Genomic DNA, 19,741 nt, shown 5'->3' with positions numbered 1-19,741 from the left:
GAGCCCGCGCATGGTCGTACCCTCCGTCGCATGAGCATGAACGAGACATCACGGTTTGTCCGGCTGCGTACCGAATTGGTCGTGGAGGTGGACGGCTCCGGCCGCCTGGGTGAGGCCGCCCTCAAGCACCTCGCCGACGACCCGCACCTGCCCGAGGACGAGCGGCAGCACGCCGAGGCCGCCGTCAAGGGGGACGCCGCGGAGGCGCTCGCCTACCTCGTGGACCCGTACGACCTGGTCAAGGAGTTGCCCGGGATCGAACTCGCGCAGGCGTCCTGGAGCAGCGAGGTGATCGACTACGACCCCGATTCGCCGGAGTGGGACCCGGACGAGCATGATGACGCCGAGGACGGCGAGGAGCTCTAGGGACGGCGGCGCGGCGGCGCGGACCGGTCACGGGCCGCGGGACCCGGAGCCCCGGACGGCGGCTGCCGTCCGGGGCTCCGCCGTCTCCGGGGTGGCGCGTGGCGCCCCGCCCGCACCACCGGACGTGGTGTTCCCCACACTGTGGGTGGATTTGGAACGGGGCGGACGGGCACAGCGTTAGGCGGGACTACGGGGACCCTCGGACTTTCTTGGGTATTCGGCAACGATGGAGATGCGTGGAATGACGGACAGTAAGCGGCGCAGGGGTCTGATGGCCGTGTCCGCCCTGGTCGGCGGGGTGCTCGTGCTCTCCGCCTGTAGCGGTGACGACGGCAAGGACGGCTCCGGCGGCAAGGAGTCGCAGAACCAGGTCGACGAGGCGGCGGCGGAGAAGACCTCGGCCGCCAAGATCGAGATCGCGCCGAAGAACGGCTCCGGCAACGCGGGCATCAACAACGACGCCAAGGTGTCCGTGAGCGACGGCACGCTCACGAAGGTCGTGATGACGGGCGAGGACGGCGCCGCGGTCGCGGGCAGGATATCCGCGGACAAGAAGAGCTGGAAGCCCAGCACGCAGCTCGAGCGCGCCACCCGGTACAAGATCAGCGTGACGGCGGCGGACTCCGAGGGCCGCAAGGCGCACGAGAACTCCTCGTTCACCACCGTCTCGAAGGCCAACAGCTTCATCGGCAGCTTCACGCCGGAGAACGGCTCCACGGTGGGCGTGGGCATGCCGGTGTCGATCTCCTTCGACAAGGCGATCACGGACAAGAAGGCCGTGCAGTCGCACATCACGGTGAACTCCAGCAGCGGCCAGGAGGTCGTCGGCCACTGGTTCGGCAACCAGCGCCTGGACTTCCGCCCGAAGGACTACTGGAAGGGCAACTCCACCGTCACGCTGAAGCTGGCCCTGGACGGCGTCGAGGGCGCCGACGGCGTGTACGGCGTACAGCAGAAGACGGTGCGGTTCACGATCGGCCGCAACCAGGTGTCCGTGGTGGACGCCAAGACCAAGCAGATGAAGGTCATGCGCGACGGCAAGGTCGTCAGGACGATCCCGATCTCGGCCGGCTCGCCGGACAACAAGACCTACAACGGCAAGATGGTGATCTCCGAGAAGTTCAAGGAGACCCGGATGAACGGCGCCACGGTCGGCTTCACGGACGACGACGGCAAGGGCGAGTACGACATCAAGGACGTGCCGCACGCCATGCGCCTGTCCAGCTCCGGCACCTTCATCCACGGCAACTACTGGGGCGCGTCGTCGATCTTCGGCAACGTGAACACCAGCCACGGCTGCATCGGCCTGAAGGACACCAAGGGCGCGAACGACAAGTCGACCCCGGGCTCCTGGTTCTTCCGCAACTCGATCACCGGTGACGTCGTGGACGTCCGCAACACCGGCGACAAGACCATCGCCCCGGACAACGGCCTCAACGGCTGGAACATGAGCTGGGCGGAGTGGAAGGCCGGCTCCGCCGTCTGACCCCCCCGCCCCACGGTCCCCGCGCACGGGCCCGCACCCCACCCGGGGTGCGGGCCCGTCCCGCGTCCGGGGCCTGGCCGGTGCCCCCCCGTCCCGCGTCCGGGGCCTGACCGGCGTCCCCCGTCCCGTGTCCGGGGTGTTGCGGAACCGTGGGGTCCCGGCCAACAACCTCAACTAATTGCTCCTGCCCCATAGTTGAACGGATATCGTCCCCCTCGACATACTGCGTGACTCAGAGCTTTCACCTTGAGGGGGAAACTTGCTCAGACAAGTGAAGAAAGCAGCAAGACCGGTCACCGCGCGGCGTGCGGGGGCGGCCACCGCCGCCGCCGAGGCGGCGGTGGCCCTGACGGCGGGGATGACCAGCCCGGCCCAGGCCGGCGGCCCGGCCCACGCGGGGTCCGGCTCCGCCACCGCGACCGGTCGCGACGGCGCCGTGGCGCCGGTACGTCACCACCTCACGCTCCTCACGGGGGACCGGGTCACGGTGGACGCCACCGGGCGCGTCACCGCGTTCGACCCGGCGAAGGGGCGCGAGCACATCCCCGTGCAGACCAGCCGCAGGGACGGGCACACGTTCCTCGTCCCGGCCGACGCGCGCCGCCTGATAGCCGACGGCAAGCTCGACCAGCGCCTCTTCGACCTCACCGAGCTGAGCGGGAAGAGCACCCGCCAGGCCCAGAAGAAGGGCCTGAAGGTCATCGTCGCCTACCGGGGCGCCGCCGCCGGGGCGAAGGCCGAGGTCCGCGACGCGGGCGGCACCGAGGTGCGCAGGACCCTGAAGACGCTCAACGCGGACGCCGTCCGGACCCCGCAGCGGGACGCGGCGAAGCTGTGGGAGGCGCTGACCGCCGAGCGGGGCGCGGACCGCACCACCGCGTCCGGCATCGGCCGGGTCTGGCTCGACGGGACCCGCAAGGCCACGCTCGACAAGAGCGTGCAGCAGATCGGCGCCCCCAAGGCCTGGCAGGCCGGGTACGACGGCAAGGGCGTGAAGATCGCCGTCCTGGACACCGGCGTGGACGCCACCCACCCGGACCTCAAGGACCAGGTCGTCGCCGAGGAGGACTTCACCCCGTCCCCGGACGCCAAGGACCGCGTCGGCCACGGCACCCACGTCGCCTCCACCGCCGCCGGTACGGGCGCCAAGAACGGCGCGTACAAGGGCGTCGCCCCGGGCGCGAAGATCCTCAACGGCAAGGTCCTCGGCGACGACGGCTCCGGCGACGACTCCGGCATCATCGCGGGCATCGAGTGGGCGGCCGCCCAGGGTGCCGACGTGGTGAACCTGAGCCTCGGCGGCGGCGACACGCCCGGCGTGGACCCGCTGGAGGCCGCGGTCGACAAGGTCTCCGAGGACAAGGGCATCCTCTTCGCGATCGCCGCGGGCAACGACGGGGCGCCCGCCTCGGTCGGCTCGCCCGGCAGCGCGGACAAGGCCCTGACCGTCGGCGCGGTCGACGACAAGGACAAGCTCGCGCCGTTCTCCAGCCAGGGCCCGCGGATCGGCGACGGCGCGATCAAGCCGGACGTCACCGCCCCGGGCGTGGACATCACCGCGGCCGCGGCGCCCGGCAGCGACATCGAGAAGGAGGTCGGCCAGAAGCCCGAGGGCTATCTGACGATCTCCGGCACGTCGATGGCGACCCCGCACGTCGCGGGCGCCGCCGCGCTGCTCAAGCAGCAGCACCCGACGTGGACGTACGCCGAGCTGAAGGGCGCCCTGACGGCGTCCACCAAGGGCGGCGCGTACACGCCGTTCCAGCAGGGTTCGGGCCGGATCGCGGTGGACCGGGCGATCAAGCAGAGCGTGATCGCGGACCCGGTGTCGGTGAGCTTCGGCACGCAGGCGTGGCCGCACACCGACGACAAGCCCGTCACCAAGAAGCTGACGTACCGGAACCTCGGCAGCGCCGACGTCACCCTCGACCTGGCGCTCAAGGCCACCGGCCCCAAGGGCGCCCCCGCGCCCGCGGGCTTCTTCACGCTCGCCGCCAAGAAGGTCACCGTGCCCGCGGGCGGCACCGCCGCCGTGGACCTGACCAGTGACACCCGGCTGGGCGGGAGCCTCGACGGCGCGTACTCCGCGTACGTCACGGCGACCGGCGGCGGCCAGAGCGTGCGCACCGCCGCCGCGGTGGACCGCGAGGTCGAGTCGTACGACGTGACGGTCAAGCACATCGGCCGCGACGGGCAGCCGGCGAAGTACTACGGCACCTCCCTGTACGGCGTCACCAAGGACACGGCCGACCGGGACATCAACGTCTACGACCCGTCCGGCACCGCCAAGGTCCGCGTCCCCAAGGGCGGTTACGTCCTCGACGCCGGCATCTTCGCCGACCCCGCGGACGCCGCCAAGGGCATCGACTGGGTCGTCCAGCCGAAGCTGAACGTCACCAAGGACACCACGCTGACGGTCGACGCGAGGACGGCGAAGCCGGTGGACATCACGGTGCCGGCCGCCGACGCGACGTTCGAGCTCGCGGCCCCGGTGTGGGTGGTCTCCAACGACGCCGTCGAGGCGGGCGTGGGCTGGCTCCTCCCCTCCTACCAGGGGTTCCGCACCGCGCACCTGGGCCCGAAGGTCACCGACGGCTCGCTGCACCAGCTCTGGGGCACGCACTGGACGCGGGGCGCGAAGGACGAGTACGACGTCCTGCCCGGCGGCAAGGTCACCCGCTTCGCCACCGGCTTCACCCAGCACTACAAGGAGTCCGACCTCGCCACGGTGAAGGTCGGCCTCGGCGCCTCGTCGAGCGGGAAGAAGGGCGTGGTCGTCGCGAACGGCGTGCTCCCCGGCGGCCTCAGCGGCTTCGCGCTCGGCGTTCCGCAGAAGGCGCCCGGCACCCGCACCCTGCACCTGTCCACGGGTGACAAGGTGAAGTGGGGCCTGGAGTTCGAGCAGCAGGGGGCCGTCGGAGAGGACGGGGCCCCGGCCTCCGAGGCCACGTACACGCTCGGCGCGCCGCAGACCTTCGCCGCGGAGAAGACGTACCGCAAGACCTTCAACACCGCCGTCTTCGGGCCGCGGCTCGGCGGCGACTTCGGCGTCTTCCGCAAGGGCAACGAGATCACCGGCTACCTGCCGCTGTTCGCCGACGGCCAGACGCACGCGGGCGGCTCGCTGTACACCTCGGTGAAGACCACCCTGAAGCACAACGGCACGCAGTACGACGAGAACACCGACCCGCTGACCGGCGAGGAGGCGTTCAAGGTGCCGGCCGGGGACGCCCAGTACCAGCTCTCCACGTCGGTCAGGCGCAGCGTCGGGGTGGCCGCGGCCTCCACGCGGATCGACGCGAGCTACACCTTCCGGTCGAAGAAGACCACCGCGCTCACCAAGCTGCCCGCCTCCGGGGTGCGCTTCAACGCGGCCGTCGGCCTGGACAGCCGCGCGCCCGCGGACAAGAAGCAGTCCATCCCGGTGACGGTGCAGGGCGCGGCGGCCGGGGACAACCTCAAGTCCCTCGCCGTCTGGATCAGCTACGACTACGGGCGCAACTGGAAGCCCGTGGACGTGCGGAACGGCAAGATCTCGGTGAAGAACCCGGCCGCGGGCAAGGGCATCTCCTTCCACGCCAAGGTCACCGACAAGAAGGGCAACAAGTCGACGCTGTCGATCTACAACGCGTACTACGGCAAGTGACGCGTGCGGCGCGTGCCGCGGCACGTGACCTGTACCACGGCAAGTGACGCGCTCAGGTTCCTGAGGGCGTGAGCCGGTCGTTCCGGGGCGCGGCGCCGAACGGGCTGTCGATCACGTATCGCCAGTACCCGTCGGCGCCGCGTCGCGCCACGTCGGTGGCGGTGGCGCGCACGTCGCCGATCTCCCAGTCCACGACGAGCAGCGCGATGTCGCCGTCCCCGGCGACGTGCACGTGCCGGGTGCGGACGGCGATGGGCAGGCCGAGGGCCAGGAACGGCGCGTTCTGCGCGGCGATCGCGGCCGCGCCGCGCACGGGGGCGCCCGAGGCGGGCACGAAGGCCGCGCGCGGCTCGTACAGCGCGGCGACCGCCTCCGGGTCACCGCTGTTGAAGCGGGCGGCGAAGGCGGCGGGCACGTCCTCGGGGCGGCTCGGCAGGGCGGCCGGGCCCTGGCCGCGCGGGGGCAGGATGGGGGTGCTGGACTCGCTCGTGTCGCTCATGCGCGCAACGGTAGGAGGCGCCCTCGTGGCTCACCGAACGGTAAGCAAGCCGGGTCCGGACGGGTGCGCCCCGCTCCCCGGGCTCCCGGACGACCCGCGGGCCCGGGTCACCGCGCCGCGTCCCGACTGCCCCGTGGAGGTCGCCCTGGCCGCGCTGCGGGGCCGCTGGACCACGCTGGTGGTGCGCGAACTGCTCGCCGGGGACCCGTACACGTACAGCGAACTGGCCGCCCGCCTCCCGGAGCTGTCCGACAAGGTGCTCAGCGACCGCCTCGCGCACCTGGCCGCCGCCGGGGTGGTCCTGCGCACCCGCACCCGCGGCCGGCCGGCCACGGTCACCTACCGGCTCACCGCGCGCGGCAGGGAGCTGGGGCCGGTGCTCCAGGCCCTGTGGGACTGGGGGGCCGCGGCGCCCTGAGGGGCGGGCCCTCGCGCACCGCCTAGGAGACCCGGTCGTCGCGCGGCACGGGCGCGTCGGCGGTCCAGCTCGCCAGCAGGCGCAGGGACTCGGCCGACGGGGTGCCGGGCTCCGCGTGGTACGTGACCAGGAACTGCTCGCTGTCGTCGGCGAGGCGCAGGGTCTCGTACGACAGGGTCAGCTCGCCCACCAGCGGATGGCGCAGGCGCTTGACGCCGTGGCCCTTCTCCCGCACGTCGTGGGCGGCCCACAGCCGGCGGAAGGTCTCGCTCTTCACGGAGAGCTCGCCGACCAGCGCCGAGAGGCGGGGGTCGTTCGGGTAGCAGCCCGCGTCCATCCGCAGGAAGCTGACCATGTCCGACGCCTTCTGGTCCCACGTGTCCGCGAACAGCTCCCGCGTGGCCGGGTCGAGGAAGACGAGCCGGGCCCAGTTCCGCTCCTCGCGCGGCAGCGCGCCCCAGTCGCCGAACACCGCGGTGGCCATGCGGTTCCAGCCGAGGATGTCGGAGCGGCGCCCGCCGACGTACGCCGGGACGGCGTCCATCGCGTCCAGGAGCTGCTGCACGGCGGGCCGGAGCTGCTGCGCCGGCGCGCTCCGCCGCTTCTTGTGCGCCGTGGGCTTGGCGAGGTGCGTGAGGTGCGCGTGCTCCGCGCTGCTCAGCCGCAGGGCCCGCGCGATGGAGTCCAGGACCTCCGCCGAGACGTTGCGCCCGTTCCCCTGCTCCAGGCGCGTGTAGTACGCCACCGACACCCCGGCGAGCTGCGCCAGCTCCTCGCGGCGCAGGCCGGGCACCCGCCGCTGCCTGCCGTAGGCGGTCAGGCCGACGTCCTGCGGCTGGAGGCGGGCCCTGCGGGTGCGCAGGAACTCGCTCAGCTCGGCACGGCGGTCGATGCCTTCCGGGGCGGCGGCGTTGTCTTCCATGCCGTCCAGTATTCAGGCTCGGCGGTCCCCGAGCCTGCCACCACCAGTGGTACGCACGCCGTGCGTAGGCACAGCGGAGGGCTGGGTGTCCCCGGGCGCCGCTGACAGCCTCGACAGCATGACCGCAGAGACCACGCACACCACCGCCGCCTCCGCCCCGGCCGCTTCCGCCCCGGCCGCTTCCGCCCCGGCCGCTTCCGCCCCGGCCGCCTCCGCCGGGGTCCGGCACGTCCCCGCGTACGCCGCCCCCGCGGCCTCCGCGCCGCTGGAGCGCACGACCGTGCCGCGCCGCGCCGTCGGCGAGCACGACGTCCTGATCGACATCAAGTACGCCGGAATCTGTCACTCCGACATCCACCAGGCCCGGGACGGCTGGGGCGAGGGCATCTTCCCGATGGTTCCCGGCCACGAGATCGCGGGCGTCGTCGCCGAGGTCGGCCCCGGCGTCACGAAGTTCGCGGTCGGCGACCGCGTCGGCGTCGGCTGCATGGTCGACTCCTGCCGCACGTGCGAGGCCTGCGAGGCGGGCCTGGAGCAGTACTGCGAGCGCGGCAACATCCAGACGTACAACGCGCTCGACAAGAACGGCGAGCCCACCTACGGCGGCTACGCCACCCAGATCGTCGTCGACGAGGCCTTCACGCTGCGCATCCCCGACGGCCTGTCCCTGGACGTGGCCGCGCCGCTGCTGTGCGCGGGCATCACCACGTACTCCCCGCTCGCGCACTGGAACGCCGGTCCCGGCAAGAAGGTCGCGGTCGTCGGGCTCGGCGGCCTCGGCCACATGGCCGTCAAGATCGCGCACGCGATGGGCGCCGAGGTGACCGTCCTGTCGCAGTCCCTGCGCAAGAAGGACGACGGGCTCCGGCTGGGCGCCGACCACTACTACGCGACCAGCGACGAGGCCACCTTCGAGCAGCTCGCGGGCGCCTTCGACCTGATCGTCTCCACGGTGTCGGCGCCGCTGCCGTTCGACAAGTACCTGGGGCTGCTGCGGACGGACGGCGCGCTCGTGAACGTGGGCGCCCCCGAGGAGCCCGTCTCGCTGAACGTCTTCTCGCTCATGCTGCGGCGCAAGACCCTCGCGGGCTCCGCCATCGGCGGCATCCGCGAGACCCAGGAGATGCTGGACTTCTGTGCCGCGCACGGCCTCGGCGCGGACATCGAGCTGATCCGCGCCGACCAGATCAACGAGGCGTACGAGCGGGTGCTGCGCAGCGACGTGCGCTACCGCTTCGTGATCGACACGGCGACGATCTGAGCCCTTCGGCGCACGACGGCAAGGGGCGGCTCTCCGCGGGGGGCCGCCCCTTCGCGCGGGCGGCCCGGGCGGGGCGGTGACTGGCCGGAAACCGTCTGGGTCCGGAGCCCTAAACCCAAGGGCGCACCGGCTCCGGACCCGGTGACGGATGTGGCGGCCCCGGCCCGGCCGTAGCGTCGGTGGCGTCGACGCACAGCTCGTACAGACAACAGGCCTGGCAGGCCGGGCACCGGAGGAGGTCCGCACGATGACCATCGAGCTGAACCACACCATCGTCCACGCCACCGACAAGAAGGCGTCCGCGCAGTTCCTCGCCGACCTCCTGGGACTCGAAGTCGGCGACCAGTACGGCCCGTTCATCCCCGTGACGATCCCCAACGGGGTGACGCTCGACTTCTACGAGGGCGACGGCCAGCCGTTCGTGCCGCAGCACTACGCGTTCCTGGTCTCCGAGGACGAGTTCGACACGATCTTCGGCCGCATCGAGGAGCGGGGCCTGAGCTACTGGGCGGACCCGTACCACCGGCGTCCGGGCGAGATCAACACCAACGACGGCGGCCGCGGCGTCTACTGGGAGGACCCGGACGGGCACAACCTGGAGATCATCACCAGGCCGTACGGGGCCGGGGACGAGTAATGCGGTGGCCGGGTGGCCGGGTGGCCGGGTGGCCTGGGGCGGCCCGGCGGCCCCGGTGGTCGTGCGGCCCGGCGGCCCGATGACCGGGAGGCCGGAGCCTCGCCGACCCGGTACGCGTGACCGGGGCGCGACGCGGGGAGATCCGCGGGCGCGTCCGGGGCGGTTCGCGGGGGACGGCGGCCGGGGCGAGTGCGCTCGGGACTACTCGTCCTCCTCCTCCCGCTGGAGGAACTCCACCACCAGCGGCGTCGCCACCTCCGCGAACTCCTCGAAGTAGGCGTGCCGCGCGCCCGGGATCATCCGCACCCGGGCGTCCGGTATCCGCTCCGCGAGCAGCGGGGCGTTGGCCGCCGGGTTGAAGGCGTCGTCGCTCCCGTGCACCACGAGCGTCGGCGCCTCGATCCGCGGCAGCGCGTCCCACGCGTCGTGCCGGGCGCTGGCCCGCAGATGGCGCCGCCTGGCGTGCCCGGGCATCGACGGGTCGCCCAGCGTGGCGAACTCCTCGCGCCCGGCGGCCTCCTGCGCCGCCAGCCACGCGGGGGTGTACATCAGCTCCCGCAGCGCCCGCGCCGCGGCGTCCTGATCGGGCTGGGCGAGCGCCCGGCGCACCTCGGGCCCGCGCTCCACGCCGTGCGGGGCGCCCGGCGAGGTGCACCCGAGCACGAGCCGGGCCACGCTCGCGGGCCGCTCGGCGGCGAACCACTGCGCGACGCGCCCGCCCATCGACGTCCCGTACACGTGCGCCCGCCCGATCCCGGCGTCCGCCAGCACGGCCGCCACGTCCGCGGCGAACCCCCGCGTGCTGTACGAGTCGGTGTCGGGCCGCCCGCTCTCACCCGTCCCCCGCCAGTCCAGGGTCACCACCCGAAAGACACGAGCGAAGTCCGCCACGACGGGATCCCACCACCGCCGACTGTTGGCCTGCCCACTGAGCAACACCAACGGCGCACCGGAACCGCGCACTTCGTAGTACAGGGGGGTGCCGTCGGGGGCGTGGGCGTGGGGCATGGGCACTCTCTTCCGGGGCGTCGGGGCGTCGGGGCGTCGGGGCGTGGGGGCGGCGGGCGTCGGTCGCGGTGGGGAGGACTGGGGCGTCGGGGTACGGGCCGTGGTGGGGGCTCGGGGGCCCGGGGGTCAGCGGCGTCGCAGGTGAGCCAGGTGCCGCTCGCGTGCCACGGTCCGGAAGACGGCGCGCAGCTCTTCGCGCGTGCTGCCACGGGTCTTGACGGCGTGGCAGTTGGGGCAGAGGGCGATCATCTGGCCCGGGTGGTCACGGCCGCCCCGCGTGAGCTCCAGGACGTGGTCGACCTCCAGTATCGGATCGCCCCTGTCCGTCACGTCGTCCGGCTGACCGGCGCAGCCGGGGCTCTCGCACCGGCCCCCGCTGCGGATGAGCACCGCGCGGCGGGCCGCCGCCGAGCGTATGGGGTCCTCGGAGAGGTGCGCCCGCCGCCGCCCGCGCGCGGACTCCTCGCGCCGCTCGGCGAGGGCGCACCACCGCTCGTACTGCGCGGCCGTGACGAGGGCGCCCGTACCGGGCGGGGTCGCGGGCCGGGCCCGGGGCCTGCTCTCGACCCGGTTGCCGTCGTCGGCTACCGCCGCGTCGTACAGACCGAGGTCCTCCAAGAGCGGCGTTTCGTCGAGGCCGTCGTAGAACCGGCCGACGAGGGCCTGGATGACCGCGACGCGCGCCTCGCCGGACGTCCGCAGGAGCGCGTGGACGGGCTCGGCGAGGCCGCTCACCGGGCGGTGCGCGGCGCACCAGCGGCGCAGCTCCGCGTCGCCGTGGGCGGGCGGGGCCGCGCCGCCGGAGCCGTGGAGCGTCCACAGGCCGGCGTTGTGCAGGGCCAGGACGGGGTAGTCGGGGCGGGCCCGCTCGCCGCGCAGCCCGTGCCGCGTGAGGAGTCGGCCGAGCGCGGCCCGCGTCTCCTCCCAGGGGAGGGTGCGCGGCTCGCCGCGGAAGGCCCGCCCCACCGCCCACAGCAGCGTGATGGGCTGGTAGAGCCGGGGGCCGGTCGGGGCGTGGGCCACGCGCAGCGTGCCGACGCGGTCGACGAGACCGTCGGTGGTGACGGGGGTGAGGGCGCTCGATGCCACGGTGCCCACGATAGAAGCCCCCGCCGACAGCGCCCGGGGCGGCTGCCGGGCGGGGTCCGGCAGCCCTACGAGGTGGCTTCCGGCGCGGGCGCGATGCCCGTCGGGCAGGCTCGGCCCCAGTTGGTCTCCGACGGGGCGTCGAGCGTTGCGCCCGTGCCGCCGATGCCGCAGTAGCCGTCGGGGTTCTTGTCCAGGTACTGCTGGTGGTAGGGCTCGGCGGGCCAGAAGGGGCGGCCGTCGGCCGGGAGCAGCTCCGTGGTGATCGTGCCGTGGCCCGCGGCCGTGAGGACCTGCTGGTAGGCGTCGCGGGACGCGGCGGCCGCGGCCTCCTGGACGGGGGTGTGGGTGTAGATCGCGGAGCGGTACTGGGTGCCCACGTCGTTGCCCTGGCGGAAGCCCTGGGTGGGGTTGTGCGACTCCCAGAAGACCTTCAGGAGCTGGGCGTACGTGACCTTGGCGGGGTCGAAGACGACGCGGACCACTTCGGCGTGGCCGGTGAGGCCGGAGCACACCTCCTCGTAGGAGGGGTTCGGGGTGTAGCCGCCCTGGTAGCCGACGAGGGTCGTCCAGACGCCGTCGGTCTGCCAGAACTTGCGCTCCGCGCCCCAGAAGCAGCCCAGGGCGAAGTCCGCCACCTCCAGGCCCTCGGGGTAGGGGCCCTGGAGGGCGGTGCCGAGGACCGTGTGGCGGGAGGGGACCTCGAACTCGGGGGTCTCGCGGCCCTTCAGGGCCTCCTCGGGGGTCGGGAGCACGGGCGTGCGGCCGAAGATCATCGGGTCCTCCTGGAGCGGGTGTCGGCCTCAGGCACAACGTCCGGGGCGGGCCGGGAATTCCTGCCTCCGGTCGACGGCCGGGCAGGTCCGGCGGCCGGTCCGGCGGGCCGGTCGCGCAGGCCGGTGCGGCGGCCGCTCCGGCGGGGCGGTCCTAGTGCGGCAGTGTCGCCGGGCTGCCGCCGTTCGCCTCGTACCCGGCGACCGCGAGCGCGCGGTGCAGCGCGTAGTCCGCGGCCGGGTCGGCGGACAGGGTCCAGGGCAGGGCGCCCACGTGGCCGTCGACGTGCACGAGCTGGTGCATGGCCTCGCCCCAGCGCTCGCAGCGCACCAGGAAGAAGATCAGCAGGTGGCGGACGTGGGCGAGCATCGGGTCGTCGGGGCGGGCGGAGTGCACCGCGAACAGGGCGCCCTCGACGGCCTTGCTGACGACCTCGCTCTGGTAGAAGCTCCGCACCGTGGTGACCTCGGGCAGGTGCTCGTACACCGCGAACAGGGGGAGCGCCGAGAGCAGGGACCCGCGGGGCGCCCGCGCCGCGGCGGCCTCGGCGAAGGCGTACGCCTCCTCCCGGGAGCCGTGCCACTTCTCGCACCAGTAGTGCAGCGCGGCCAGATGCGCGCCCATGTGCGCGGGCGCGCGGTCCAGGATCTTCAGCCAGAGCTGCTCGAACTCCGCGCGCGGGTAGGCGAGGCCGCGCGCGATGGACAGCTCCACGATGTACGGGATCGGGTCGCCGGGGGACAGCAGCGCGGCCTGGCCGCAGGCCGCCTTGGCCTCCTCCAGGATGATGCGGAACTCGTCCGTGCCGGGCCGCGACGTGCGCCACGCCTGCTGCACCAGGAACTCCGCGTGCACGGCCGCCCCGCCCGCGTCCTTCTCGGCCTCCGCGCGCCACACCCGCAGCCACTGCCCGCCCGGGGTGTCGCCGACCCCGCCGGGCCGCCGGCTGAGCTCCAGGGACGCCGCGCCCGCGAAGGCCTGCACCCGCTGCCAGCGCTGCTCCCCGTGCACCTCGGTGCCGGCGAGGAGCTGCGCGGCACCGCGCCAGTCCTGCGTGCGCTGCACCAGGTCGAGCACCTCGACGAGGTCCGCGTCCGGGCCCGGCATGCGGATGTCCAGGTCCTCCTGGCGCGCGAAGCCGTAGTTCGCCGGGTCCGCGGCGTCCGGGGCGCCGGGGTGCACCAGGCGGATGCCGCCGCGCCTGCGCAGCAGGAACGGCCCGAGGACCACCCCGATCATCGCCACGGCCAACAGGACCCAGAGAATCTCCATGCCTCAAGCGAACCAGACGCCTGTGACAATTGGCCAACCCGGCCGCCTCCGCAGGCCAAAGCGGGGGCCAAGGGCCCGCTCGGCCCCGCCCCGGCCGGTCCCCGCCGCCCGGCCGCACTACGCTCGGGCCGCATGAGTGACTCGCACAGCAGCCAGAGCTTCGAGACCGTCGCCATCCACGCGGGCAACACCGCCGACCCGCTCACCGGCGCCGTCGTCCCGCCCATCTACCAGGTGTCCACCTACAAGCAGGACGGGGTGGGCGGACTGCGCGGCGGCTACGAGTACAGCCGCAGCGCCAACCCCACGCGCACGGCGCTCGAGGAGAACCTCGCCGCCCTGGAGGGCGGCCGCCGCGGCCTCGCCTTCGCCTCCGGCCTCGCCGCCGAGGACTGCCTGCTGCGGGCGCTGCTCGCCCCCGGCGACCACGTGGTCATCCCCGACGACGCGTACGGCGGTACGTTCCGCCTCTTCGCGAAGGTCGTCTCGCGGTGGGGCGTGGACTGGTCCGTCGCCAACACCTCGGATCCGGCGGCGGTACGAGCGGCCCTCACCCCGAAGACGAAGGCCGTCTGGGTCGAGACCCCCTCCAACCCGCTGCTCGGCATCACCGACATCGCCGCCGTCGCGCGCGTGGCGCACGAGGCGGGCGCCCGCCTGGTCGTCGACAACACCTTCGCGAGCCCCTACCTCCAGCAGCCGCTCGCCCTCGGCGCGGACGTCGTCGTGCACTCCATGACGAAGTACATGGGCGGCCACTCGGACGTCGTGGGCGGCGCCCTGGTCGTCGACGACGACGCCTTGGGCGAGGAGCTGGCCTACCACCAGAACGCCATGGGCGCGGTCGCGGGCCCCTTCGACTCCTGGCTGGTGCTGCGCGGCGTCAAGACGCTCGCCGTCCGCATGGACCGGCACAGCGAGAACGCCACGCGGATCGCCGAGATGCTCACCAGCCACGCGCGCGTGACCAACGTCTTCTACCCGGGCCTCGCCTCGCACCCCGGCCACGAGATCGCCGCCAAGCAGATGAAGGCCTTCGGCGGCATGGTCTCCTTCCAGGTCGAGGGCGGCGAGGAGGCGGCGGTCGAGGTCTGCAACCGCGCGCGCCTGTTCACCCTGGGCGAGTCCCTGGGCGGCGTGGAGTCCCTCATCGAGCACCCGGGCCGGATGACGCACGCCTCGGTGGCGGGCTCGGCCCTGGAGGTCCCCGCCGACCTGGTCCGCCTGTCGGTGGGCATCGAGGCGGTCGACGACCTGCTCGCCGACCTCAAGCAGGCACTGGGCTGAGCGCGGGCGCGGGCCGCCGCTGACCGGCTACCAGCGGGTGAGCGGCGGCGTCGTCTCCGAGGGCGGCTCCGCCCACGGCTGCGCCGTCACCGCCCACACGCAGAACGCCACCGCCGCCGCGCACAGCAGCAGCCACAGCAGGCGCCGGGCCAGCGCCCGGCGCCGCAGGGCGCGCGTGCCGCGCCGCACGGCCTCGGCGTGCAGGCCGGGCGGCACGGAGGCGGGCGCGCCGGCGTCCAGGAGCAGGCGTACGGCGGCCTCGCGGCGCTCCTGCTGGCTCATGACGAGGTCGCCTCCCCCAGGGCGGGCGGTGCCGCGGGCGCGGGCCCGCGGGGCGGGTGCAGGACCGCGGCCACGGCCCGCGCGGACACGGTGCGCACGCGTTCCAGCGGCAGCCCCAGCAGCGCCGCGGTCTGCTCCTCGGCGACGCCTTCGTAGAGGCGCAGTACGAGGACGAGCCGCTCCACGGGGGACAGGCGGGCGAGCAGCCCGCCCCGGCCGCGGTGGCGCCAGGCCCCGCGCGCGTAGTGGACGGCCAGGTGCGTACGGGCGCGCTCGTAGGGGTCCTCGCCCCGCAGCCGGTCCCAGGAGGCGTACGTCGCGGCCAGGGAGCGGGTCAGCAGGGCACGCGCGCGTGGGTTGGCGTCCGGGGGCTCGCCGGTGAGCAGCGTCGCGGCATGCAGAAGACGCCCTGCCGCGCCCGCGACGAACGCCTGGAACTCCCGGGCACGGCGGGCCTGCTGGGCGGCCTGCCGCTCTCGCACCGCGCCTCCCGCCGTCCGGCGTTGGGGACCCGGTTTTCATCTGAGGCCAGGCACCGTGGCCAGGTCAAGAGCCCGGCAGGAGCGGAACCGCGCCTTCTGGCGGCGGGCGCGGAATGGTCGTCCTGAGCCACGACCTCGTACGGGCGCCCGGCGACACACAGGGCACGGGCGTCCCGTACGAGGTCCGGGGCCGCGGCAGTCGGCGAACCGCGGCCCCGGGCTCAGGAGTCGGCGGGCGCCACCGGGTCCGGTACCGCCTGGGAGCTCTGCCGCGCGGACAGCGCGGAGTTGAAACGGGTGAGCAGCGCGGTGAAGCTGGCCCGCTCCTCGGGCGCCCAGTCCTGCGTGAGCTCGGCCATGAGCTCGCGCCGTGAGGAGCGCACCTCGTCCAGGCGGGACTGGCCGCGCGGGGAGAGCTGGAGCACCACGGCACGCCCGTCCTCGGGGTGCGAGGTGCGCTTGACCAGGCCGGTGTCGACCAGCGGCGCGACCTGGCGGGTCACCGTCGACGAGTCGATGCCCATGCTGGCCGCGAGCGCCTTGACGCCCATGGGTCCTTCCTTGTCGAGGCGGTTGAGCAGGAGGTACGCGGCGCGGTCCATGGAGTTGCGGACCTGTCCTACGCCGCCGAGGCGGGTCTGCTCCGCACGCCGCGCGAACACCGCTACCTGGTGCTGGAGCGTGTCGAGGAGGCCGGGATCGCTGGCGGTCGTCATGTCCGGAGTTGTGGGCATGGCCGTGGGCTCACTTCATGGGAAGGGTGGTGGGTTGGGGGACAGGGTACGGGGTCCGGGCGCTACCCGTACCGGCGCTGCGCAAACCCGTCTCGCCGCTTGGGCACACCCGAGGGCGGCGGCCGTGAACTGGGAGACTGCGGGTCATGAGCTACCGCACGACACGCTCCTTGCCGGCCGTGACCCTGGACGACGTACGCGGCGCCCGCAAGATGCTGGGCGGCGTGGCCAGGGTGACGCCGATGGAGAACAGCAGGTACCTGTCGGGTCTCGTCGGCGCCCCCGTGCACCTGAAGTGCGAGAACCTCCAGCGCACAGGATCGTTCAAGCTGCGCGGCGCCTACGTGCGCATCGCCGGGCTGCTGCCGGAGGAGCGCGCGGCGGGCGTCGTCGCGGCCAGCGCGGGCAACCACGCCCAGGGCGTCGCCCTCGCCTCCTCGCTGCTCGGTGTGCGCTCGACGGTGTTCATGCCGGCCGGCGCCCCGCTGCCGAAGGTCGCGGCGACCCGCGACTACGGCGCCGAGGTGCGCCTGGAGGGCCAGGTCGTCGACGAGACGCTGGCCGCCGCGCAGGAGTACGCGCGCACCACGGGCGCCGTCTTCATCCACCCCTTCGACCACCCGGACGTCGTCGCCGGGCAGGGCACGGTGGGCCTTGAGGTCCTCGAACAGCGCCCCGAGCTGCGCACCCTGCTGGTCGGCGTGGGCGGCGGCGGCCTCGCGGCGGGCATCGCCGTGGCCGTCAAGGCGCTGCGCCCCGACGTCCGCGTGGTCGGCGTGCAGGCGGCCGGTGCCGCCGCGTACCCGCCCTCGCTCGCCGCGGGCCGCCCGGTGTCGATCGAGAACCCGGTGACCATGGCGGACGGCATCAAGGTGGGCCGCCCCGGCGAGGTGCCGTTCCGGCTCGTCGAGGAGTTCGTCGACGACGTCGTCACCGTCTCCGAGGACGCGCTGTCGCGCGCCCTGCTGCTGTGCCTGGAGCGGGCCAAGATGGTCGTCGAACCCGCGGGCGCCAGTACGGTCGCGGCGCTGCTGAGCGAGCCGCGCGCCGTCGCGGGCCCGGTCGTCGCGCTGCTGTCCGGGGGCAACGTGGACCCGCTGCTGATGCAGCGCATCCTGCGCCACGGCATGGCGGCGGCGGGCCGCTACCTGTCGCTGCGGCTGCGTCTGCCCGACCGCCCCGGCGCCCTGGCCTCGCTCCTCGGCGCGCTGTCCGTGGCGGACGCCAACGTCCTGGACGTGAGCCACGTCCGCACCGACCCGCGGCTCGGCCTCACGGAGGTCGAGGTGGAGCTGCGCCTGGAGACGAAGGGGCCGGAGCACTGCGCGGAGCTGGGCGCGGCGCTGCGTGAGGCGGGGTACACGATCCTCGACTGAGGGCCGGGCGGTCCGGTCGAGGCACGGGAGCGGCCCGGCTGCGCGCGGCGGCCCGGGTTTTCCACAGGCCTGCCCGAAAGCCCTTGAGAAAACGCGATGTATCGCGTTAGGGTGTGACGCATTCCACGCAATGCCGGGCGCGGCGATCCCGCCGTACCTACGCTTTCGCTAGGCAAGCACCCCTATCAACGGGAGACTCCTATGCCAGGTGCCATCTACGCCGAGGGTCTGGTGAAGACCTTCGGCGACGTCAGGGCTCTGGACGGCGTCGATCTGGATGTCCCGGAAGGCACCGTGCTCGGCCTCCTCGGGCCGAACGGCGCGGGGAAGACGACGGCGGTCCGCTGTCTGACCACCCTGCTGACCCCCGACAGCGGCCGGGCGGTCGTCGCCGGAATCGACGTACTGAAGCATCCGAACGAGGTGCGGCGCTCGATCGGCCTGTCCGGCCAGTTCGCCGCCGTGGACGAGTACTTGACGGGCCGTGAGAACCTCCAGATGGTCGGCCAGCTCTATCAGATGCCGGCCAGACAGGCCAAGGCCCGCGCGGCCGAGCTGCTCGACCGCTTCAGCCTGAGCGACGCCGCCGACCGCCCCTCCAAGACCTACTCCGGCGGCATGCGCCGCCGCCTCGACCTCGCTGCCGCGCTCGTCGTCTCGCCGCCGGTGATGTTCATGGACGAGCCGACGACCGGCCTGGACCCGCGCAACCGCCAGGCGCTGTGGGAGGTCATCCAGGAGCTGGTCTCCGGCGGCACCACGCTGCTGCTGACCACGCAGTACCTGGAGGAGGCCGACCACCTGGCGCACGACATCTGCGTCATCGACCACGGCCGCGTCATCGCCCGCGGCACCTCCGACCAGCTCAAGGCCCAGACCGGCGGCGAGCGCGTCGAGGTCGTGGTGCACGACCGCGACCGCATCGCCGCCGCCACCCGGATCCTCGCCGGGTTCGGCAAGGGCGAGACCACCGTCGACCAGCACACGCGCAAGCTCACCGTGCCCGTCACCGGCGGCGCCAAGCTGCTCGCCGAGGTCATCCGCGAGCTCGACGCCCGCGGCATCGAGATCGACGACATCGGCCTGCGCCGCCCCACCCTCGACGACGTCTTCATCTCCCTCACCGGCCACGTGGCCGAAGCCGAGGGCACGAACGGCGCGAACGGCACCGGCGCCGACCCGGCGGCGGCCCCCGCAGCGGGCGGGCGCCCGGCCGCGGACCCCGCGCCGCCGGACGCGAGCCCCGCGCCGGACGCCGGGGACCGGCACAGGAAGGAGACCGGCCGATGAGCGCCGTCAGCGACACCGCCCGTGCCGTCAGGCCCGCGGGCGGCATCAGATCGTCCGTGCGCGACTCGCTCGTCGTCGCCAAGCGCAATCTGATCCGCATGACCAGAATTCCCGAAATGGTCCTGTTCGGCCTCATCCAGCCAGTGATGTTCGTCGTGCTGTTCACGTACGTCTTCGGCGGCTCGATCAAGGTCGGCGGCTCGCTCTCGACGCAGGACTACCGGGAGTTCCTGATGGGCGGCATCTTCGCCCAGACCGTCACCTTCGCCACCGCCGGAGCGGGCGCGGGCATCGCCGACGACATGCACAAGGGCCTCATCGACCGGTTCCGCTCGCTGCCCATGGCGCGGGGCGCCGTCCTCACCGGCCGCACCCTCGCCGACCTGGTGCAGACCGCCCTGACCCTGCTCGTCCTCGCCCTCGTGGCACTCCTCGTCGGCTGGCGCACGGACGAGAACTTCGCCAAGATCCTCGCCGGCTTCGGCCTGCTGCTCCTGCTCGGGTACGCCTTCTCGTGGATCGGCGCGCTCATCGGCCTCTCGGTCCGCACCCCGGAGGCGGCCACGTCCGGCGGGCTGATCTGGCTCTTCCCGCTGACGTTCATCTCCAACGCCTTCGTCGACTCCAACAACCTGCCCACGTTCTTCCGGCACATCGCCGAGTGGAACCCGTTCAGCACCACCGTCCAGGCCTGCCGCGAGCTGTTCGGCAACCTGCCGCCCGGCTTCCAGACCCCCGACGCCTGGCCCATGCGGCACCCGGTGCTCGCGTCCGTCCTGTGGTCGGTGCTGATCCTGCTGGTGTTCCGTACGCTCGCGGTCCGCAAGTACCGCTCCGCGACGGCCTGAGCCCCGGGACCCGGCGGGCGTGAAGCCCTCCGGGCACGGCGAAGCCCCCGGTGCGCGGCGCGCGTGC

General features: G+C 73.4%; 19 protein-coding genes. 10 read left to right on the top strand and 9 right to left on the bottom strand.

What is annotated here, in order from left to right:
* Positions 1-30 precede the first annotated feature (30 nt).
* From IE330_RS13565 to IE330_RS13555, 3 genes are all read left to right on the top strand, one after another.
* Entirely contained in the window at positions 31-366 is a 336-nt protein-coding gene (locus IE330_RS13565) for a hypothetical protein (protein WP_190136220.1), read from the top strand.
* A gap of 241 nt (positions 367-607) precedes the next feature.
* Complete coding sequence (locus IE330_RS13560; protein ID WP_190136219.1) at positions 608-1,852, top strand: L,D-transpeptidase; 1,245 nt, start codon at positions 608-610, stop codon at positions 1,850-1,852.
* 271 nt (positions 1,853-2,123) lie between these two features.
* A complete protein-coding gene (locus tag IE330_RS13555) occupies positions 2,124-5,498 on the top strand; it encodes a S8 family peptidase (protein WP_373314637.1) in 3,375 nt (1,124 codons plus the stop codon).
* 52 nt (positions 5,499-5,550) lie between these two features.
* On the opposite strand, the gene IE330_RS13550 is transcribed toward IE330_RS13555, so the two are convergent.
* Positions 5,551-5,997 (bottom strand): YybH family protein, encoded by a 447-nt coding sequence (locus tag IE330_RS13550; RefSeq protein ID WP_190136218.1) that lies wholly within the window; start codon positions 5,995-5,997, stop codon positions 5,551-5,553.
* Positions 5,998-6,022: 25 nt separating this feature from the next.
* Here IE330_RS13550 and IE330_RS13545 point away from each other — a divergent pair, with 25 nt between their 5' ends.
* Positions 6,023-6,415 carry a winged helix-turn-helix transcriptional regulator gene (locus IE330_RS13545; protein WP_229925621.1) on the top strand — a complete coding sequence of 131 codons (393 nt, stop codon included), beginning with the start codon at positions 6,023-6,025 and terminating at the stop codon, positions 6,413-6,415.
* A 22-nt stretch (positions 6,416-6,437) separates the two neighbouring features.
* Here IE330_RS13545 and IE330_RS13540 read toward each other — a convergent pair whose 3' ends face one another.
* Entirely contained in the window at positions 6,438-7,337 is a 900-nt protein-coding gene (locus tag IE330_RS13540; RefSeq protein ID WP_190136216.1) for a helix-turn-helix domain-containing protein, read from the bottom strand.
* 118 nt (positions 7,338-7,455) lie between these two features.
* Here IE330_RS13540 and IE330_RS13535 point away from each other — a divergent pair, with 118 nt between their 5' ends.
* Positions 7,456-8,598, top strand: coding sequence for an NAD(P)-dependent alcohol dehydrogenase (locus tag IE330_RS13535; protein ID WP_190136215.1), 1,143 nt, complete (start codon positions 7,456-7,458; stop codon positions 8,596-8,598).
* A 247-nt stretch (positions 8,599-8,845) separates the two neighbouring features.
* Positions 8,846-9,235 (top strand): VOC family protein, encoded by a 390-nt coding sequence (locus IE330_RS13530; RefSeq protein WP_190136214.1) that lies wholly within the window; start codon positions 8,846-8,848, stop codon positions 9,233-9,235.
* A gap of 201 nt (positions 9,236-9,436) precedes the next feature.
* Here the strand turns inward: IE330_RS13530 and IE330_RS13525 are convergent, their stop codons facing one another.
* The 4 genes from IE330_RS13525 to IE330_RS13510 form a co-directional block, all read right to left on the bottom strand.
* Positions 9,437-10,243, bottom strand: coding sequence for an alpha/beta fold hydrolase (locus IE330_RS13525; protein ID WP_190136213.1), 807 nt, complete (start codon positions 10,241-10,243; stop codon positions 9,437-9,439).
* A gap of 126 nt (positions 10,244-10,369) precedes the next feature.
* A complete protein-coding gene (locus IE330_RS39655) occupies positions 10,370-11,332 on the bottom strand; it encodes an HNH endonuclease signature motif containing protein (protein ID WP_190136212.1) in 963 nt (320 codons plus the stop codon).
* 65 nt (positions 11,333-11,397) lie between these two features.
* Positions 11,398-12,105 carry a peptide-methionine (S)-S-oxide reductase MsrA gene (msrA, locus tag IE330_RS13515; RefSeq protein ID WP_190136211.1) on the bottom strand — a complete coding sequence of 236 codons (708 nt, stop codon included), beginning with the start codon at positions 12,103-12,105 and terminating at the stop codon, positions 11,398-11,400.
* 151 nt (positions 12,106-12,256) lie between these two features.
* Positions 12,257-13,375 carry a hypothetical protein gene (locus IE330_RS13510; RefSeq protein WP_190136210.1) on the bottom strand — a complete coding sequence of 373 codons (1,119 nt, stop codon included), beginning with the start codon at positions 13,373-13,375 and terminating at the stop codon, positions 12,257-12,259.
* A 132-nt stretch (positions 13,376-13,507) separates the two neighbouring features.
* Here IE330_RS13510 and IE330_RS13505 point away from each other — a divergent pair, with 132 nt between their 5' ends.
* A complete protein-coding gene (locus IE330_RS13505) occupies positions 13,508-14,662 on the top strand; it encodes a cystathionine gamma-synthase (protein ID WP_190136209.1) in 1,155 nt (384 codons plus the stop codon).
* A 27-nt stretch (positions 14,663-14,689) separates the two neighbouring features.
* On the opposite strand, the gene IE330_RS38915 is transcribed toward IE330_RS13505, so the two are convergent.
* The 3 genes from IE330_RS38915 to IE330_RS13495 all read right to left on the bottom strand — a co-directional run bounded on the left by IE330_RS38915 (position 14,690) and on the right by IE330_RS13495 (position 16,160).
* Positions 14,690-14,944 (bottom strand): hypothetical protein, encoded by a 255-nt coding sequence (locus IE330_RS38915; protein WP_229925620.1) that lies wholly within the window; start codon positions 14,942-14,944, stop codon positions 14,690-14,692.
* Positions 14,941-15,426, bottom strand: a complete 486-nt coding sequence (locus IE330_RS38910) for a sigma factor-like helix-turn-helix DNA-binding protein (RefSeq protein WP_229925619.1) — start codon at positions 15,424-15,426, stop codon at positions 14,941-14,943. The genes IE330_RS38915 and IE330_RS38910 overlap by 4 nt, the downstream gene beginning before the upstream one ends.
* A gap of 221 nt (positions 15,427-15,647) precedes the next feature.
* On the bottom strand, positions 15,648-16,160 hold the full coding sequence (locus tag IE330_RS13495) for a MarR family winged helix-turn-helix transcriptional regulator (RefSeq protein ID WP_190136208.1): 513 nt from the start codon (positions 16,158-16,160) through the stop codon (positions 15,648-15,650).
* 146 nt (positions 16,161-16,306) lie between these two features.
* Here IE330_RS13495 and ilvA point away from each other — a divergent pair, with 146 nt between their 5' ends.
* The 3 genes from ilvA (at position 16,307) to IE330_RS13480 (ending at position 19,674) form a co-directional block, all read left to right on the top strand.
* Entirely contained in the window at positions 16,307-17,536 is a 1,230-nt protein-coding gene (ilvA, locus tag IE330_RS13490; RefSeq protein ID WP_190136207.1) for a threonine ammonia-lyase, read from the top strand.
* Between the two features lie 201 nt (positions 17,537-17,737).
* Complete coding sequence (locus IE330_RS13485) at positions 17,738-18,826, top strand: ATP-binding cassette domain-containing protein (RefSeq protein ID WP_229925618.1); 1,089 nt, start codon at positions 17,738-17,740, stop codon at positions 18,824-18,826.
* The gene (locus IE330_RS13480) at positions 18,823-19,674 is read left to right on the top strand and encodes an ABC transporter permease (RefSeq protein ID WP_190136206.1); all 852 of its coding nucleotides are present in this window, start codon (positions 18,823-18,825) and stop codon (positions 19,672-19,674) included. The genes IE330_RS13485 and IE330_RS13480 overlap by 4 nt, the downstream gene beginning before the upstream one ends.
* Positions 19,675-19,741 lie beyond the last annotated feature (67 nt).

Source organism: Streptomyces longispororuber, assembly GCF_014656095.1.
Lineage (GTDB): Bacteria > Actinomycetota > Actinomycetes > Streptomycetales > Streptomycetaceae > Streptomyces > Streptomyces longispororuber.
Note: the sequence above shows the minus strand (reverse complement) of the source record. Positions and strands in the feature narration are given on the sequence as shown.